Origin of the sequence: Flexivirga aerilata (genome assembly GCF_013002715.1) — a bacterium.
GTDB classification, from domain to species: domain Bacteria; phylum Actinomycetota; class Actinomycetes; order Actinomycetales; family Dermatophilaceae; genus Flexivirga; species Flexivirga aerilata.
In genome coordinates this window covers 458,455-476,494 of record NZ_JABENB010000003.1, presented here as the reverse complement: position 1 = coordinate 476,494, position 18,040 = coordinate 458,455, and the positions used below count along the sequence as shown (strand labels likewise).

Here is an 18,040-nt window from a genome sequence, read left to right as displayed (position 1 = left end):
GCGGTATGCCTCGCGCGGAGGGCTGTCGGTGGTCGGACCTAGCATTGATCCCGTGCCTTCGCCGACTACTTCCACCCTGCCCGTTTCCGGCAGGGGCCATGACCATTTGCGCGTTCGCGGCGCCCGCGAGCACAACCTGCGCGACATCTCGGTCGACCTGCCGCGCAATGCCCTCGTGGTCTTCACCGGGCTGTCCGGGTCCGGCAAGTCGTCGCTCGCCTTCGACACGATCTTCGCCGAGGGACAGCGACGCTACGTCGAGTCGCTCTCGGCATACGCCCGGCAGTTCCTGGGCCAGATGGACAAGCCCGATGTCGACTTCATCGAGGGCCTGTCGCCGGCGGTGTCGATCGACCAGAAGTCGACCAACCGCAACCCGCGCTCGACCGTCGGGACGATCACCGAGGTCTACGACTACCTGCGACTGCTCTTCGCCCGGGCCGGTCGGCCGCACTGCCCGATCTGCGGCGAGCCGGTGCAGCGGCAGACCCCGCAGCAGATCGTCGACCGGCTGCTCGAACTGCCCGACCGCACCCGCTTCCAGGTGCTCGCACCGGTGGTGCGGGCCCGCAAAGGCGAATACCTCGAGCTGTTCGCCGAGCTGCAGGGCAAGGGCTACTCGCGGGCCCGGGTCGACGGCGAGGTGGTGTCGCTCGCCGACCCGCCGAAGCTCGCCAAGCAGAAGAAGCACTCGATCGACGTCGTCGTCGACCGCCTGGTGTCGCGGGCCGGCGACACCTCGGGCAAGCAGCGCCTCACCGACTCGGTGGAGACCGCGCTCGGGCTCGCCGGCGGGGTGATGATCGCCGAGATGGTCGACTTCGAGGTCGACGACCCGATGCGCGAGCGGCGCTTCTCCGAGAAGATGGCCTGCCCCAACGACCACCCGCTCGGGATGGACGAGATCGAGCCGCGGTCGTTCTCCTTCAACTCGCCGTTCGGCGCCTGCCCGGCGTGCACCGGCCTCGGTACCGAGCTCGAGGTGGACGTCACGCTGATCATCCCCGACGAGGACAAGTCGATCCGGGAGGGCGCGATCCTGCCCTGGGCGCAGGGCTCGCAGTCGTCGGACTACTTCCTGCGCGTCATCGGTGCGCTTGCCGACGACCTGAAGTTCGACCTCGACACGCCGTGGCACGCGCTGCCCGAGCGGGCCAAGGAGGCCCTGCTGCATGGGCAGGACCACAAGGTGCACGTCAAGTACCGCAACCGCTACGGCCGGGAGCGCAGCTACTCGACCGGCTTCGAGGGCGTCATCCCCTTCGTGAAGCGGCGGCACGCCGAGACCGAGTCCGACTGGAGCCGGGACCGCTACGAGGGCTACATGCGCGAGGTGCCGTGCCCGGTCTGTCACGGTGCGCGGCTCAAGCCCGAGTCGCTCGCGGTGACGATCGGCGGCCGGTCGATCGCCGACGTGTGCGCCCTGCCGATCTCGCAGTCGGCCGGCTTCCTCGACGGCGTCGACTTCACCGCGCGCGAGCGGCAGATCGCCGAGCGGGTGATCCGCGAGATCGACGCGCGGCTGGGCTTCCTGCTCGACGTCGGCCTCGACTACCTGTCGCTGGACCGCCCGGCCGGCACCCTGTCCGGCGGTGAGGCCCAGCGCATCCGGCTCGCCACCCAGATCGGCTCCGGCCTGGTCGGCGTGCTCTACGTGCTCGACGAGCCGTCGATCGGGCTGCACCAGCGGGACAACCACCGGCTGATCGAGACCCTCACCCGGTTGCGCGACCTCGGCAACACACTGATCGTGGTCGAGCACGACGAGGACACCATCGCCACCGCCGACTGGGTCGTCGACATCGGCCCCGGTGCGGGCGAGCACGGCGGCAAGGTGGTGCACTCCGGCCCGGTGCGCGAGCTGCTCGACAACGCCGAGTCGATCACCGGCGCCTACCTCGCGGGACGGCGTGAGATCGCGACTCCCGCCATACGTCGCCCGCACGACGGCCGGGAGATCACCGTCCGCGGTGCGCGCGAGCACAACCTGCAAAACATCGACGTCAGCATCCCGCTCGGCAATCTCGTTGCGGTCACTGGCGTTTCGGGTTCGGGCAAGTCGACGCTGGTCAACGAGATCCTCTACAACGTGCTGGCCAACCAGCTCAACGGCGCACGTCACGTGCCGGGCCGGCACCGCACCGTCGAGGGGCTCGACCAGCTCGACAAGGTCGTGCACGTCGACCAGAGCCCGATCGGTCGCACCCCGCGCAGCAACCCGGCGACCTACACCGGGGTGTTCGACCACGTCCGCCGGTTGTTCGCCGAGACGACCGAGGCCAAGGTCCGCGGCTACCAGCCGGGGCGGTTCTCCTTCAATGTCAAGGGCGGACGCTGCGAGAACTGCCAGGGCGACGGCACCATCAAGATCGAGATGAACTTCCTGCCGGACGTCTACGTCCCGTGCGAGGTGTGCCACGGCGCGCGCTACAACCGCGAGACCCTCGAGGTGCACTTCAAGGGCAAGACGATCGCCGACGTGCTGGACATGCCGATCGAGGAGGCCAACGAGTTCTTCGCGGCGGTGCCGGCGATCTCCCGGCACATGAAGACTCTGGTCGACGTCGGTCTCGGCTACGTCCGGCTCGGTCAGCCGGCGCCGACGCTCTCCGGTGGCGAGGCGCAGCGGGTGAAGCTCGCCGCCGAGCTGCAGAAGCGGTCGACCGGCCGGACCATCTATGTGCTCGACGAGCCGACCACCGGTCTGCACTTCGAGGACATCCGCAAGCTGCTGGGGGTGCTCCAGGGGCTGGTCGACAAGGGCAACACGGTGGTGGTGATCGAGCACAACCTCGACGTGATCAAGTCCGCCGACTGGATCGTCGACATGGGACCCGAGGGCGGCTTCCGCGGTGGCACGGTCGTGGCCACCGGCACGCCCGAGGAGGTCGCGCAGGTGCCTGAGAGCTACACCGGCCAGTTCCTTGCGCCGTTGCTGGCCAAGGGTGCGGCCGAGCGTCCGTCGCAGAGCCGGGCGGCCGGCGCGAAGAAGCCGGCCGGGAAGGGCGCGGGCAACGGCACGGGCACGGGCGGCAGCACGTCGGCGAAGCCGGCGGCGACCAAGCGCACCGCCGCGGCGCAGGCGCGCACCACCACGCGGAGCACCACCCGCACGGCGAAGGCGTCCACTGCGGGGTCCACTGGCAAGGCGTCCACTGCCAAGGCGTCCACTCCGAAGTCGTCCACTGCGAAGGCGCCCGCGAAGAAAGCTGCGGCGAAAAAGGCGGCGGCCGAGAAGTAGCCGCCCAGCACCCTCCGCTCAGCAAACTCGCAGTTGTCGAGCACCCGATTGGCGGGTCAACCGGCCATGATGGGTGCATGACCGATCGCGCGCAGAACGCCCCGCAGTCCCCGGACCACCTCGCCGACGCCGCCGCGGAGCCCGAACGGCGGCTGGTGCTGCGCACAGCCGGCCTCGGCGGCGGCCTGGTCGCGGCTGCGCTGCTGACCGGCTGCGGCTCGTCGGGGTCATCGGGCTCGTCCGGGTCATCGGCCGGGGCCGGGTCCTCGGCGGGCGCAGCTGCGTCGGGCGGCTCGGGCGCAGGTGCTTCCACGGGCGGCTCGGCGGGCGCGGCTGCCGGCATACCGACTTCGAAGGTGCCGGTCGGCAGCGGGGTGATCGACGCCGACCTCAAGGCGGTCGTCACCCAGCCGACCGCCGGCAGCTTCAAGGCGTTCAGCAACATCTGCACCCACCAGGGGTGCCCGGTCACGCAGGTGCAGGGCGAGAAGATCATGTGCCCCTGTCACGGCAGCGAGTTCAGCATCAAGGACGGCTCGGTCCTGCAGGGTCCGGCGAGCAAGCCGCTGCCCGCCAAGACCGCGACCGTCCAGGGCAGCACGATCGTCATCTCCTGATCGAGGTGCCCTAGCCCCGTGCACAACCCGCAACGGTCGCGACCTGTGCACGCGACCTGTGCACGCCCCGGAAGCGTCGGGTGTGGGCGCCGGTTCATAAGCTGGGTGGGTGGCAGACCCGTCGACCTACCGCCCGAAGCCGGGGGAGATCCCGGTCGACCCCGGTGTCTACCGGTTCCGCGACAAGGACGGCCGGGTGATCTACGTCGGCAAGGCCAAGTCGCTGCGCAGCCGCCTGTCGTCCTACTTCCAGGACATCTCCGCGCTGCACCCGCGCACCCGCACGATGGTGCTCACCGGCGCGAGTGTCGAGTGGACCGTCGTGCGCAACGAGGTCGAGGCGTTACAGCTCGAGTATTCCTGGATCAAGGAGTACGACCCGCGCTTCAACGTCAAGTACCGCGACGACAAGTCCTATCCCTATCTCGCGGTCACGATGGGCGAGGAGTTTCCGCGCGCGCAGGTGATGCGTGGCGCAAAACGCAAGGGCACCAGGTATTTCGGGCCCTACGCGCACGCCTGGGCGATCCGCGAGACCCTCGATCAGCTGCTCCGCGTCTTCCCGGTGCGCACCTGCAGCAGCGGCGTCTTCAAGCGCGCCGGGCAGGTCGGCCGCCCCTGCCTGCTCGGCTACATCGACAAGTGCTCGGCGCCCTGCGTCGGCCGGGTGACGCCGGAGGAGCACCGAGAGATCGCGGAGGACTTCTGCGAGTTCATGGCTGGCAACACCAGCCGCTTCGTGAAGCGTCTCGAGCGCGAAATGCGTGCCGCCAGTGCGGAACTCGACTTCGAGACCGCGGCCAGGCGACGGGACGACCTGCAGGCGCTGGAGAAGGCCCTGGAGCGGTCGGCGGTCGTGCTCGGCGACGCCACCGACGCCGACGTCTTCGGCATCGACGACGACGAGCTCGAGGCCGCCGTGCAGGTCTTCCACGTCCGCGGCGGCCGGATCCGCGGGCAGCGCGGCTGGGTCGTCGACAAGCAGAGCGAGGGCGATCTCGGGGTCGCCGAGGTCGTCGAACGCCTCCTGCTGCAGGTGTATGGCGGGGAGTCCCCCGAGGGTGTGCCGCGCGAGGTGCTGGTGCCGGTCCTGCCGCCGGACGCCGAGGCGATGCAGGAGTGGCTGGCGGGTCTGCGCCGGGCCCGCGTCGAGTTGCGCGTGCCGCAGCGCGGCGACAAGCGCACGTTGATGGAGACCGTGCAGCGCAACGCGACCCAGGCGCTCGCCCGGCACAAGGTGGCCCGCGCCGGCGATCTGACGGCGCGCAGCCAAGCCCTGCAGGACCTGCAGGAGGCGCTGTCGCTCGACCAGGCGCCGCTGCGCATCGAGTGTTTCGACGTCAGCCACGTGCAGGGCACCAACGTCGTCGCGTCGATGGTCGTCTTCGAGGACGGCCTGCCCCGCAAGGGCGAATACCGGCGCTTCATCGTGCGCGGCACCCCGCAGCCGGACGGCTCGGTGCGGCTGGACGACACCGCGGCGATGGACGAGGTGCTGACCCGGCGCTTCCGGCGTTACCTGGACGAGCGTGACAATGCCGGCGACATCGAGCTCGACGACACCGGCGACAGCGACGAGACCAGCAACACTGGCGACGACGGGACCACCGTCATCGAGGAGGGCCCGGCCGTCGCCAGCGGCCCGATCGACGAAACCACCGGCAAACCCAAGCGATTCGCCTATCCGCCACAGCTCGTGGTGGTCGACGGCGGCAAGCCGCAGGTCGACGCCGCGGCCCGTGCGCTGGAGCGACTCGGCATCGACGACGTCGCGGTGGTGGGCCTGGCCAAGCGCCTCGAGGAGGTGTGGTTGCCGGACGACGACTTCCCGGTCATCCTCCCGCGCACCAGCGACGGGCTCTACCTGCTGCAACGCGTCCGGGACGAGGCGCACCGCTTCGCGATCACCTTCCACCGGCAGCGCCGGTCCAAGGCGATGACGCGTTCCGCGCTGGACGGCATACCGGGTCTCGGCGAGGTGCGCCGTAAGGCGTTGCTGCGCGAGTTCGGGTCGGTGAAGCGGCTGCGCTCGGCGACCGTCGAGCAGATCGGTGGCGTGAAGGGCATCGGTCCGGCGCTTGCCGCGACGATCCACGCGCACCTGCGAGAGGATGACGGCGCCGCACCCGCGGTCAACCTGACCACGGGCGAGGTGCTGGACGACGGGAGCACCGACGCACCCGATGTGTCGACCGACCCGACCACCAACCCGACCACCGACCCGACCACCCCGGAACAGAACCAGGAGACCACCGGATGACCGACCTCGACGAGCCGTCCGCCCGTTCGGCGGAGCTCATCGTCGTCACCGGCATGAGCGGTGCCGGACGGACCACGGCGGCCAACGTGCTGGAGGACGGCGGCTGGTACGTCATCGACAATCTGCCGCCACAGTTGCTGGTCTCGATGGCCGACCTGATCTCCCGCGACAACGAGGAGATGCCCCAGCTGGCCGCCGTCGTCGACGTGCGGTCGCGCGCGTTCTTCACCGACTTCCGCGAGGGCCTGGACCACCTGCGCGACAAGGGGTGGCGCCCGACGGTCATCTTCATGGACGCGACCGACGAGGCGCTGGTGCGGCGCTTCGAGTCGGTACGCCGGCCGCATCCGTTGCAGGGGGAGGGGCGGCTGCTCGACGGGATCCAGGAGGAGCGCGAGACGCTGCGCGACCTGCGCGCGACTGCCGACATACTCATCGACACGAGCGGCCTCAACGTCCACCAGCTGAGCGCCAAGGTGCGCGAGTTCGTCGGCGGCGACGACGGCCCGGCGCTGCGCATCGCGGTGATGTCGTTCGGGTTCAAGTACGGCATCCCGCTCGACGCCGACCTGGTCTTCGACATGCGCTTCCTGCCCAACCCGTTCTGGAACCCGCAGCTGCGCCCGCACACCGGCCAGGAGGCGGTCGTCGCCGACTACGTGCTGGCCCAGCCGGGTGCGCAGGAGTTCCTCGACCGCACCCTCGCGCTGCTCGAACCGATGACCGCGGGTTACCTGCGCGAGGGCCGCAGCTACGTCACCCTCGCGGTCGGCTGCACCGGCGGCAAGCACCGCTCGGTCGCGATGGCGGAGGCGCTGGCCTCCCGGCTCGACTCCGACTCGGTGAAGTCGCTGGTGGTGCACCGCGACCTCGGGCGGGAGTGAACGCGCGATGAGTCCGCGTCCCGCAGTCGCCGCGCTCGGCGGCGGTCACGGCCTGTTCGCGTCGTTGCAGGCGCTGCAACTGGTGACCGACAAGATCACCGCGATCGTCACGGTCGCCGACGACGGCGGCTCCAGCGGCCGCCTGCGCGAGGAGTTCGACATTCTCCCGCCCGGTGACCTGCGTATGGCGCTGGCCGCGCTCTGCGACAACTCCGAGTGGGGGCTGCAATGGCGCGACGCGCTGCAGCACCGCTTCGCCGGCGAGGGGCCGCTCGGCGGACACGCCCTGGGCAACCTGATCATCGCGTCGCTGTGGGACCTGCTCGGCGACCCCATCGCCGGCCTCGACTTCGTCGGCCGGCTGCTCGGCGCCCGCGGGCGGGTGCTGCCGATGGCCGCCGAGCCGCTGCGCATCGAGGCCAGTGTGCTCGGCGCCGACCCCGACGCACCCGACGAGGTGACCGACATCGTCGGACAGGTGGAGGTGGCGACCACCCGCGGCCGGGTGCTCGGCATACGCCTGCATCCCGACCCGCCGCTCGCCTGCCAGGAGGCGGTCGAGGCGGTCTACGACGCCGACTGGGTGATCCTCGGGCCGGGGTCGTGGTTCACCTCGGTCATGCCGCATCTGCTGGTGCCGGACCTGCGCGACGCGCTCGTGCACACCACCGCAAAGCGGTTGGTCACCCTCAACATGGTGATGAACACCGGCGAAACCGTCGGCTTCAGCGCCTCCGACCACCTCGAGGTGCTGGCCGCCCACGCGCCCGACCTGCATCTCGACGTCGTCCTCGCCGACCCGTCGGTGGTCGGCGACCACGGCGACCAGTTGCGCAGCACCGCCCAATCGCTAGGCGCGGAAGTGGTTTTCGCCGATGTCGCCGACACCGACAAGCCGGGTGCGCACGACAGCCTCCGATTGGCGGCGGCCTATCGGGATGTGGTGGAGTGAGCGGTCCACTATTCAACTGTTTGGCCGTACGATGACGGCACCGCCTGCTACAGCGAGGAATTGAATTCGTATGTCGATGACCGCAGCCGTCAAGGATGAACTGAGCCGGTATGCCGTCACCAAGACCTGCTGTCGCAAGGCCGAGGTCTCGGCCATGCTGCGGTTCGCCGGCGGCCTGCACATCATCGGCGGCCGCATCGTGATCGAGGCCGAACTCGACACCGCCGCCGCGGCCCGCCGGCTGCGGCAGGCGATCGCCGACCTCTACGGTCAAACACCCGAGGTCTTGATGATGAGCAGCGGCGGGCTGCGCAAGGGCAGCCGCTACATCGTGCGGGTGGTGCAGGACGGCGAGGCGCTGGCGCGCCAGACCGGCCTGATCGACCACCGGGGCCGCCCGGTGCGCGGCCTGCCGCCCCGGGTGGTCAACGGCGCCGTCTGCGATGCCGAGGCGGCCTGGCGCGGGGCGTTCCTCGCCCACGGCTCGCTCACCGAGCCCGGCCGGTCGTCATCGATGGAGATCACCTGCCCCGGACAGGAAGCCGCGCTGGCCCTGGTCGGCGCCGCCCGCCGGCTCGGCGTGCAGTCCAAGGCGCGCGACGTGCGCGGTGTCGACCGGGTGGTGATCCGGGACGGCGACGCGATCGGCGTGATGCTGACCCGGCTGGGCGCGACCGACGCGTTCCTCGCCTGGGAGGAGCGCCGGATGCGGCGCGAGGTGCGCGCCACCGCCAACCGCCTCGCCAACTTCGACGACGCCAACCTGCGGCGTTCGGTGCAGGCCGCGGTCGCCGCCGGGTCCCGCGTCGAGCGGGCGCTGGAGATCCTCGGCGACGAGGTGCCCGATCACCTCGCCGAGGCGGGCCGGCTCCGGCTGGAGCACAAGGAGTCCAGCCTCGAGGAGCTCGGCCAGAAGGCCGAGCCGCCGATGACCAAGGACGCCGTGGCCGGCCGCATCCGCCGCCTGCTCGCGATGGCCGACAAGCGCGCGAGTGAGCTCGGCATACCGGGCACCGACGCCAACCTGACCCAGGAGATGCTGGAGAGCTGACCTGCACCTGACCCGCCTACTGTCCGGTCGCCGGACAGCCGATCGGGCTGGTTCCGGTTACCGGCAAGTCATCCTCTAGGGTCGAGGCGTCGATCCACTCCAGAGTTCGACCCAGAGTTCACACCAGAGCTCAACCCCAGAGCTCAACAGCTTCGTTACTGCCTCCATCGAGCCAAGTTCAAACAGAAGTTCAAACAGAAAGGGATGGGTCCCGAAGATGACCGTCCGCGTGGGAATCAACGGCTTCGGCCGCATCGGCCGCAACTTCTTCCGAGCCGTCGTGGCCTCCGGCGCCGACATCGAGATCGTCGGTGTCAACGACCTGACCGACAACGAGTCGCTCGCGATGCTGCTGAAGTACGACTCGATCCTGGGCCGTTTCCCGGGTGAGGTCAGCGCGACCGAGACCGAGATCACCGCCGGCGACAAGACGTTCAAGGCGTTCGCCGAGCGCGACCCGAGCAACCTGCCGTGGGGTGAGCTGGGCGCCGACATCGTGGTGGAGTCGACCGGCATCTTCACCGACGCCGAGAAGGCCAAGGTGCACCTGGACCAGGGCGCCAAGAAGGTCATCATCTCGGCGCCGGCCAAGAACGAGGACATCACGATCGTGATGGGCGTCAACGACGGCGACTACGACCCGGCCAAGCACAACATCATCTCCAACGCCTCCTGCACCACCAACTGCCTCGGCCCGATGGCGAAGGCGCTGAACGACGAGTTCGGCATCGTCAAGGGTCTGATGACCACGGTGCACGCCTACACCCAGGACCAGAACCTGCAGGACGGCCCGCACAAGGACCCGCGCCGCGCCCGCGCCGCCGCGCTCAACATCGTGCCGACCTCCACCGGCGCCGCGAAGGCCATCGGCCTGGTGCTGCCCGAGCTGAAGGGCAAGCTCGACGGTTACGCGCTGCGCGTGCCGACCCCGACCGGCTCGGCCACCGACCTCACCTTCGAGGCCGGCCGGGAGACCACGGTCGAGGAGGTCAACGCCGCGGTGAAGAAGGCCGCCGACGGCAAGATCCTGCGCTACACCGAGGACCCGATCGTCTCCACCGACATCGTCACCGACCCGGCGTCCTGCATCTTCGACTCCGGCCTGACCAAGGTGATCGGCAACCAGGTCAAGGTCGTCGGCTGGTACGACAACGAGTGGGGCTACTCCAACCGCCTCGCCGACCTCGTCGGACTCGTCGGCAAGGACCTCTGAGACCGATGCGCACCATCGACGACCTGGGCAAGCTCCAGGGCAAGACCGTGCTGCTGCGCAGCGACCTCAACGTGCCGTTGGACGACGCGGGCGCGATCACCGACGACGGTCGGGTCCGCGCCTCCGTGCCGACGATCCAGCGGTTGCGCGACGCCGGCGCCCGGGTCGTCGTGTGTGCGCACCTCGGCCGTCCGAAGGGCGTGCCGGAGGAGAAGTATTCGCTGCGTCCGGTTGCCGACCGGCTCGCCGAACTCCTCGGCACCCCAGTGCTTTTCGCCACCGACACGGTGGGGGAGTCGGCCAACGAGACCGTCGACCGGCTGAACGACGGTGACGTCGCGGTGCTGGAGAACCTCCGCTTCAACCCGGGGGAGACCAGCAAGGACGACGCCGAGCGCGCTGCCTTCGCCGACCAGCTGTCGCACCTCGCCGACGTCTACGTGTCCGACGGCTTCGGCGTCGTGCACCGCAAGCAGGCCAGCGTCTACGACATCGCCGAGCGTCTGCCCCAGGCGGCCGGCGGCCTGGTCGAGACCGAGGTCGGCGTGCTGCGGCAGCTCACCGAGAAGCCGCAGCGGCCGTATGCCGTGGTGCTCGGCGGCGCCAAGGTGAGCGACAAGCTCGGCGTCATCGAGGCGCTGCTCGGCAAGGCCGACCTGCTGCTCATCGGCGGCGGCATGGTCTTCACCTTCCTCGCCGCACAGGGCCACGAGGTCGGCAAGAGCCTGCTCGAGGAGGACCAGGTCGCCCGGGTGCGCGGCTACCTGGCCGACGCGGAGAACCGCGGCGTGCAGATCGTGCTGCCGACCGACATCGTCGCCGCGACCGAGTTCTCGGCCGACGCCGACCACGAGGTCGTCGCCGCCGACGCGATCCCCGCCGACCGGATGGGGCTCGACATCGGCCCCGAGTCGGCCGCCGCGTTCGCGCAGGCCATCGGCACCGCCAAGACGGTCTTCTGGAACGGCCCGATGGGCGCCTTCGAGATGCAGCCGTATGCCGCGGGGACCCAGGCCGTCGCGCAGGCCCTCGCCGACGTGACCGCGAAGGGCGCGACCACGGTCGTCGGCGGTGGCGACTCGGCAGCCGCCGTGCGGCAGCTGGGCTTCTCCGACGACGCCTTCAGCCACATCTCGACCGGTGGCGGCGCCAGCCTGGAGTTCCTCGAGGGCAAGACCCTCCCCGGCCTGGAGGTGCTGGAGTCCTGATGGCGAAGGAGACGAAGGCCGGCCGCACCCCGCTGATCGCCGGCAACTGGAAGATGAACCTGGACCACCAGCAGGCCACCGTGCTGGTGCAGAAACTCGACTGGACGCTGCGGGACAAGAAGCACGACCACGACGAGACCGAGGTGGCGGTGCTCCCGCCATACACCGACATCCGGTCGGTGCAGACGCTGATCGACGGCGACCGGCTCAAGCTGAAGTTCGGGGCGCAGGACCTGTCGCCGCACGACTCCGGCGCCTACACCGGTGACATCTCCGGTGCGTTCCTCGCCAAACTCGGCTGCACGTATGTCGTGGTGGGGCACAGTGAGCGCCGCACCATCCACGGTGAGACCGACGAGACCGTGAACGCCAAGGTCAAGGCCGCGTTCCGGCACGACCTGGTCCCGATCCTGTGCGTCGGCGAGCCGCTCGAGGTGCGGCAGGCGGGGGAGCAGATCCCCTACATCGTCGGTCAGTTGACGGCCGACCTGGCGGGAGTGCCGGCCAAGGATGTCGCGAAGCTCGTCGTCGCCTACGAACCGATCTGGGCGATCGGCACCGGTGAGGTCGCCACCCCGGACGACGCGCAAGAGGCCTGCGCCGCGCTGCGCGACACGATCGCCGAGCTCTACTCCGGTGACGTCGCCGACCAGGTGCGCTTCCTCTACGGCGGGTCGGTGAAGTCCGGCAACGTCGCCTCGATCATGGCCAAGGACGACGTCGACGGTGCCCTCGTGGGCGGTGCGTCGCTGGATGCTGGTGAGTTCGCGGCCATCTGCCGGTACAAGGCGCACCAGGGGATGGTCGGCTGACGCGCCGGCCGGCGCACGTCGTCAGGCTGGTCGGCCGACGTTGGCGGGATGGTCGGCCGGCGTTGTCGGGGCGGTCGCCATGCGACGTGTAATCTTGTCCGAGGCGCGGAAGCGCCATACGCATGCAATCAACCGAAGGTGAGTCTCCAGCGTGGACGTGCTGCGCATCGCTTTGCAGGCACTGGTCGTCCTCAGCGGCCTGTTCCTGGTGCTGCTGATCCTGATGCACAAGGGCAAGGGCGGGGGCCTGTCCGACATGTTCGGCGGCGGCGTGAGCAGCAACCTCGGCGGCTCCTCGATCGCCGAGCGCAACCTCAACCGGTTGACCATCATCGCGAGCCTGATCTGGTTCGCCGCCATCGTGGGTCTCGGCCTGGTCGCGCGCTTCGCGTGACCGTCACACCCCCGACAACTCGACGCGTTTAGGAGCAATTGTGGCCGGAGGCAATGCAATTCGCGGGAGCCGGGTGGGCGCCGGTCCCATGGGCGAGGCCGAGCGTGGTGACGCCGCGCCACGCGTCGTCGTCTCCTACTGGTGCTCCAACGGGCACGAGACCCGGCCGAGCTTCGCGCAGGAGCCGGGCCTGTCGGTGCCGGAGACGTGGGACTGCCCGCGGTGCGGGTTCCCGGCCGGTCAGGACCAGGAGAACCCGCCCGCGCCGCCGAAGGCAGAGCCCTACAAGACGCACCTGGCGTATGTGAAGGAGCGGCGCAGCGACGAGGAGGGTGCGGTCATCCTCGACGAGGCGCTCGACACCCTGCGCCAGCGCGGCCTGATCAAGTAGCCACAACGTAACGATCCAGTGGCGGGTTTCCGCTCTCTTGCGTGATCGCTCAGGTGGTGGCGTCCGCCGCCGCCTCCAAGGCCGCCACGTCGATCTTGCGCATCTGATACATGGCCTGGAGTGCGCGCTCTGCGCGCGCCGGGTCGGGGTCGGCCAGCAGCTCCGGCAGCCGGGTCGGGATGACCTGCCACCAGACACCGAAGCGGTCCTGCACCCAGGCGCAGTTGCTCTCGGTGCCGCCGTCGCCGAGCGCGGCCCACAACCGGTCGACCTCCTGCTGGTCGGCGCAGGGGACCTGGAACGAGATCGACTCGTTGAATTTCCGGGCGTGCATCGGGCCGCCGTTGAGCCCGAGGAATGGCTGGCCCATTACCGTGAATTCGACTGTCATCGGTGATGATTGGCCGATCTTGGAGTTGGGGAACAGGCCGGTGTAGAACTCGGCTGCTGCCTGCGCGTCATCGTCGAACCACAGGCAGGTGGTGAGGGTGTTGGCGTCCATCAGATGGCTCCTTGGGTGAGTAGGTTGTCGAGCTTTGCGTAACCGTCGTTGATGCCGACCTCCATGCCGCTGGCCAGCCAGCCGTCGCGGGCCTCGAAGGAGTCGACCAGTGACTGGGCGTGCAGCCGGGTGCGGCCGTTGCCGAGGTCCTCGAAGGTGAGGGTCTGCAGCGAGACGCCCTCCGGCATACCCTCCCAGGTGAAGGTCTGCACGACACGGTCGTCACTGACCTCGTGGAAGCTGCCGTGGAAGCCGAACTCCTCGCCGCCGCGCAGGTTGAGAAAGCGCCAGCTGCCGCCGGTGCGCGCGTCCCAGTAGTCGATCTCGGTGGTCATGTCGTCCGGGCCGACCCACCGGGCGTAGAGCTCCGGGTCGGTGTGTGCGCGCAACAGCTGCGCGGGAGTTGCCTTGAAATCACGGGTGATCCGGATGATCGGCAGCTTCGGGTCCGCCTCGATGACCGCCTCCGTGATGTCGGCGGCATCGGTGGCGTCGGTGGTGCTCATGATGCGTGTCCTTTCCTGGTGGTGTCGGTGTGCGTGTCGTTGCTGTGTGCGTCTGTGCTGCCAGAGTCTGTGCTGTCAGAGTCTTTGCTGTCAGGGTCGTTGCTGTCGGTGTCGTTGAGCGCGTCGAGCACGGCGTCCAGGCGCCGGTAGCGCAGCTCGGCGCGTTGCTGGTATCGCTCGATCCACGCGGTCATCAGGTCGAAGACCTCCGCCTCCAGATGCACCGGCCGGCGCTGGGCATCGCGGCTGCGGGTGACCAGGCCGGCGTCCTCGAGGACCTTCAGGTGCTTGGAGACCGCCTGGATGCTGACGTCGTAGGGCGCGGCGAGTTCGCTGACGGTGGCATCGGCCTCGGTGAGCCTCGCGACCATGTCGCGGCGCGTCGGGTCGGCCAGCGCGGCGAAGACCAGGGACAGTTCGTCCATCGGTGCCACCTCCGGTATTCAATCGATTGGTTGAATACCGGAACCGTAGTACGCGGCTCACGCATGTTCAACCCGTTGGTTGAATGAAGTGGGCGCCCCGTAGGGGTTGCCGGCGGTGCGGCGCGGAACATGTGGTCTCCTTCGTGCCGACGATGGGTGTCACCCCTACCGACCTGCGCGGGAGCGGAGAATCATCGGTCGGGCGCGGTCCCGCCGCGAAAAAGCGGTCGACGGGTGTCCGGCCGCCCGGCTAGCGTGCGATTCGACCTAGGAGACACGCATGGCACTCACGCGGCGATTTCGTTGCCCTCGGCCGGTTCTCGGCCGCGGGCTCGTCGCGTCGCGCGGCTGAGACCGGGGCGGCCGGCCGAGGGAGATCGTTCATTCCCCTCACTGCCGGAAGGATTTGCCATGTCCACCTGTCTCAGCACCACCCAGTTGATCGACGCGCTCCTGATCCGGGACCTGACCGACCCGGGGCAGGGGCCGCACGCGATGCAGCAACTGCTCGGTGCGCTCGTCGAGAGCGTGCGCGAGTTGGCGCGATGTCCCGTCATACAGCTGCGGGAGAGTGCGCTCGTCTCGACCGCCGCGAACTATGACGCGCTCGGTTACGCGCCGTCGGATATCACTCGTAGTGAACGATATTCACGTTATGTGAGCTCGTCGGTGATGCTCCGCAGTCACACCAGCGCGATGCTGCCGCCGGCGCTTGCCCGGCACTTGGAGCGTGGTGGTCCGGCGGATGCGCTGTATGCCGCGGCCGGTCTTGCCTATCGGCGGGATGCGATCGACCGCACGCACACCGGGGAGCCGCACCAACTCGACCTGTGGCGGGTGACGCGGTCACCGGTGCACCGGGACGACCTGGTCGCGACGCTCGGTGCCGTGGCCGGGGTTGCGTTGCCGGGTTGCGAGTGGCGCGTGGTCGATTCGCCGCACAGTTACACCGAAGGTGGGCTGCAGCTCGACGTTCGGCGGACGGATGCGTCGGGTGGAGGGCCGGGTGCAGGTCAGGGGGAGTGGCTGGAACTTGCGGAGGGCGGTCTGATCGCACCCTGGTTGCTTCGGCGCGCGGGACTTTCGCCTGCGGAGTGGGCCGGTGTCGCGGTCGGAATCGGGCTCGATCGGGCGCTGATGTTGCGCAAGTCGATCGGCGACATCCGGTTGCTGCGCGCCACCGACCCGCGGATTGCGAGGCAGATGCTGGATCTGTCCACGTATCAACCGGTTTCGGCTATGCCTGCGGTGCGCCGGGATCTGTCGCTGGTGCTGTCGAGCGGGTCGGACGAGGAGCTGCTCGGGGACCGGGTGCGTGCTGCGCTTGGTGACCGCGCGCCCGAGCTCGAGTCGGTGCAGTTGCTGTCGAGGACTGCGTATGCGGACCTGCCGGAGCCGGCACGCGCGCGGCTCGGTCTCCGGCCGAACCAGGTGAATGCGTTGGTGCGCCTGGTCATCCGTCCCCTCGACAGAACGCTGACCGCTGCCGAGGCGAACGCGCTCCGGAACGACGTCTATCTGGCCCTGCACGACGGTGAGGTGGTGGAGTTGGCGTGACCCCGGCGTGCTGTTCGAGTAGCCCGAGCCGCTTCCCGTGCGCTGATCGAGTAGGTCGAGCCCTCCTCATGCTGGTCGAGCAGCCCGAACCCGCCCCGAGTGCTGATCGAGTAGGCCGAGCCGCTAGGCGAGGCCGTATCGAGATCAGCAGTCCTCAGTCGGCGGGTCGAGTGGTGTAGGTGTGCCAGGCGGGGCTGGTCCAGCTGCACACGCCATCAGTTGTCATGGACACAGTCCAACCGGCTTCGTGTTTGGCGCGGTGGTGGTGCCGGCACAGGCACTGCAGGTTGTGGGCTGCGGTCGGACCGTCCGGATACGGGGTGACGTGGTCGAGGTCGGTGAGTTTTGCGGGTCGGGTGCAGCCGGGGAACCGGCAGTGCTGGTCACGGGCCCGCACGAACCGCGCCAACCCGGCGCCGGGTGTGTACGAGTGGCAGCTGGTTTCGGCGACGATCCCGGTCTCGGCATCCACGAGGGCGCGGGTGAGCTTCACCCCGAGGAGACGGGTGAGTTCACGGATCACGGTGGCGGGGATGACACCGACACCCGGGACCTGGACATCGCCGAGTCGGTAACGCACCGGGTCCACGGTGGGCGCGGGAAGTCTGTGGGGAAGACACGCTCGATCACCGGCTCGCCGGGTATCAGTGAGATCAGTGGTGCGTACGGGACCCGCCGATGGCGCTGGGTCAGGCGGTGGCCGGGTGCCAGTGCCTAGCGTGGCTTCGAGCAACATCGCTTGGAGTTGGCGTTCCGCCTCACTGATCGGTCGGTAGCCGCCGAGATCGAGGACCCTCCGGTTGACCGGGAGGATGACCTTCGGCGGACCGGGCGGTCGCACCTTCGACATCCACGCGCCGACGACCCCGGGCGCCGCGCCGTTCGCTGCTGCTGCGTCGTCAATGATGCTCAGTCGGTCCAGCACACCAACCCCACCGCCCGTGCCCGTGCCGTTTGCGTCGCTCGCGCTCGTCGCGTCGCCCGTGCCGGTCGCGTCACTCGTGCCCGTGGCATCGTGCGAGCCGGGCGCTTCGGTCCCGCTCACGCCGGTGCCGGTCCCCGGGCTCGCGTTGGTGGACGGCGCGGTGTCCGGGTGGAACGGGACGTGCAAGACGAGCTCGGTCGTCACTTGCGCGTTCGACAGGAGCATGTCCGTCAGGGCGTCGACGCGGCATTCGCCGAGGCTCTTGCTGGTGGTGGTCGAGTCGTGGAGCAGGCGGGCGTGGGCGTTGACTGCGGCCATCAGCTTCGCCGCGTCCAACGACGGCAGGACGGCGGTGAGCATGGACATGCCCGGCTCCCAGTGCGGTTCGACGGTCACGTTGGTGCAGTCGCGCCGCCGCGCCGCGGACGCCTGATCGGACGCGACCGGCGCGTGCTGCACCAACAAGCGCTGCGCGCGCCGGCGCAGCTTCGTCGAAGTGGATGCCTCCGGGTCACTGGCCAGGATCTCGGCCTCGACGATCGCGGCGAGGTCGGCCGGACATTCAGGCGCCTCGGGTGACTCAGGTGCCTCGACACTGTCGGGTGCTCCGGGTGTGTCGGTTGCGGGGATTGCGTCGGCGAGGGCGTCGCTGACCGCGACCACCTTCCGCGACTCCAGTTCGCCGGTCCCGGCGTGGTGGAGCAGCTGCGGCGTGTAGCGCACGCTCTCGACCGCTTGGGTCAGTCGCAGGCTGGTTTGCCGATCGGTCCACCCCAACCGGGCACCCACCTCCAACGGCGTCCACGTGTCCGGGCTTTCCGGGTGCTTGTCGAACTCACGCTGCGCCAGCTGCTCCAGCCGCAGCGTTTGGGTGGCCCAGGCGGAGTTCTGCACCCGCTGCGTCGCGAGCACCTGGTCGAGGAGCTCGTCATCTGAGAGGTCCGACCCGTCGCCTCGTGCGCTGGTGGTGTCGTCGCGGGTCTTGTCGAACGCGGCGCGCAGCAGCGTCTGTGCCGTCTCCAACACTTCGGTCGTGGTGGCAGCGGCGATCACCTGATCGGTGAGTGCGTGCTGCAGGTTCGACATACCGAAACCATACATC

At 69.3% G+C, this 18,040-nt stretch carries 16 protein-coding genes; 12 read left to right on the top strand and 4 right to left on the bottom strand.

Annotated features, from left to right (window positions below; all coding sequences use genetic code 11):
* The first annotated feature begins 43 nt into the window (after positions 1–43).
* The 11 genes from uvrA to HJ588_RS17800 all read left to right on the top strand — a co-directional run bounded on the left by uvrA (position 44) and on the right by HJ588_RS17800 (position 13,023).
* A complete protein-coding gene (gene uvrA / locus HJ588_RS17850) occupies positions 44–3,241 on the top strand; it encodes an excinuclease ABC subunit UvrA (RefSeq protein WP_425483565.1) in 3,198 nt (1,065 codons plus the stop codon).
* 77 nt (positions 3,242–3,318) lie between these two features.
* Entirely contained in the window at positions 3,319–3,858 is a 540-nt protein-coding gene (locus HJ588_RS17845) for a Rieske (2Fe-2S) protein (protein WP_171158162.1), read from the top strand.
* Positions 3,859–3,967: 109 nt separating this feature from the next.
* Positions 3,968–6,118, top strand: a complete 2,151-nt coding sequence (gene uvrC / locus HJ588_RS17840) for an excinuclease ABC subunit UvrC (protein ID WP_171158160.1) — start codon at positions 3,968–3,970, stop codon at positions 6,116–6,118.
* Positions 6,115–7,002 (top strand): RNase adapter RapZ, encoded by an 888-nt coding sequence (gene rapZ, locus HJ588_RS17835; RefSeq protein WP_171158158.1) that lies wholly within the window; start codon positions 6,115–6,117, stop codon positions 7,000–7,002. Before uvrC ends, rapZ begins: the two co-directional genes overlap by 4 nt.
* Positions 7,003–7,009: 7 nt before the next feature.
* The gene (locus HJ588_RS17830; protein WP_171158156.1) at positions 7,010–7,954 is read left to right on the top strand and encodes a gluconeogenesis factor YvcK family protein; all 945 of its coding nucleotides are present in this window, start codon (positions 7,010–7,012) and stop codon (positions 7,952–7,954) included.
* A 70-nt stretch (positions 7,955–8,024) separates the two neighbouring features.
* Positions 8,025–9,005 (top strand): DNA-binding protein WhiA, encoded by a 981-nt coding sequence (gene whiA / locus HJ588_RS17825; protein ID WP_171158154.1) that lies wholly within the window; start codon positions 8,025–8,027, stop codon positions 9,003–9,005.
* Between the two features lie 217 nt (positions 9,006–9,222).
* Positions 9,223–10,218 (top strand): type I glyceraldehyde-3-phosphate dehydrogenase, encoded by a 996-nt coding sequence (gap, locus tag HJ588_RS17820; protein ID WP_171158152.1) that lies wholly within the window; start codon positions 9,223–9,225, stop codon positions 10,216–10,218.
* A 5-nt stretch (positions 10,219–10,223) separates the two neighbouring features.
* The gene (locus tag HJ588_RS17815; protein ID WP_171158150.1) at positions 10,224–11,426 is read left to right on the top strand and encodes a phosphoglycerate kinase; all 1,203 of its coding nucleotides are present in this window, start codon (positions 10,224–10,226) and stop codon (positions 11,424–11,426) included.
* Positions 11,426–12,238 (top strand): triose-phosphate isomerase, encoded by an 813-nt coding sequence (gene tpiA, locus HJ588_RS17810; protein ID WP_171158148.1) that lies wholly within the window; start codon positions 11,426–11,428, stop codon positions 12,236–12,238. The genes HJ588_RS17815 and tpiA overlap by 1 nt, the downstream gene beginning before the upstream one ends.
* A 151-nt stretch (positions 12,239–12,389) precedes the next feature.
* Positions 12,390–12,632 (top strand): preprotein translocase subunit SecG, encoded by a 243-nt coding sequence (secG, locus tag HJ588_RS17805; RefSeq protein WP_171158146.1) that lies wholly within the window; start codon positions 12,390–12,392, stop codon positions 12,630–12,632.
* Positions 12,633–12,672: 40 nt separating this feature from the next.
* On the top strand, positions 12,673–13,023 hold the full coding sequence (locus tag HJ588_RS17800; protein WP_171158144.1) for an RNA polymerase-binding protein RbpA: 351 nt from the start codon (positions 12,673–12,675) through the stop codon (positions 13,021–13,023).
* Between the two features lie 49 nt (positions 13,024–13,072).
* Here HJ588_RS17800 and HJ588_RS17795 read toward each other — a convergent pair whose 3' ends face one another.
* From HJ588_RS17795 to HJ588_RS17785, 3 genes are read right to left on the bottom strand one after another with little or no spacing between them, the layout of a single operon-like run.
* A complete protein-coding gene (locus HJ588_RS17795) occupies positions 13,073–13,525 on the bottom strand; it encodes a VOC family protein (RefSeq protein ID WP_171158142.1) in 453 nt (150 codons plus the stop codon).
* Positions 13,525–14,031 carry an SRPBCC family protein gene (locus tag HJ588_RS17790; RefSeq protein WP_171158140.1) on the bottom strand — a complete coding sequence of 169 codons (507 nt, stop codon included), beginning with the start codon at positions 14,029–14,031 and terminating at the stop codon, positions 13,525–13,527. Before HJ588_RS17790 ends, HJ588_RS17795 begins: the two co-directional genes overlap by 1 nt.
* Complete coding sequence (locus tag HJ588_RS17785; protein ID WP_171158138.1) at positions 14,028–14,456, bottom strand: ArsR/SmtB family transcription factor; 429 nt, start codon at positions 14,454–14,456, stop codon at positions 14,028–14,030. Before HJ588_RS17785 ends, HJ588_RS17790 begins: the two co-directional genes overlap by 4 nt.
* Positions 14,457–14,867: 411 nt before the next feature.
* On the opposite strand from HJ588_RS17785, the gene srmL reads away from it, so the two are divergent.
* Positions 14,868–16,013, top strand: a complete 1,146-nt coding sequence (gene srmL / locus HJ588_RS17780; protein WP_171158136.1) for a PheS-related mystery ligase SrmL — start codon at positions 14,868–14,870, stop codon at positions 16,011–16,013.
* A 154-nt stretch (positions 16,014–16,167) separates the two neighbouring features.
* Here srmL and HJ588_RS17775 read toward each other — a convergent pair whose 3' ends face one another.
* The gene (locus HJ588_RS17775; RefSeq protein WP_171158134.1) at positions 16,168–18,024 is read right to left on the bottom strand and encodes an HNH endonuclease signature motif containing protein; all 1,857 of its coding nucleotides are present in this window, start codon (positions 18,022–18,024) and stop codon (positions 16,168–16,170) included.
* Positions 18,025–18,040: the final 16 nt, after the last annotated feature.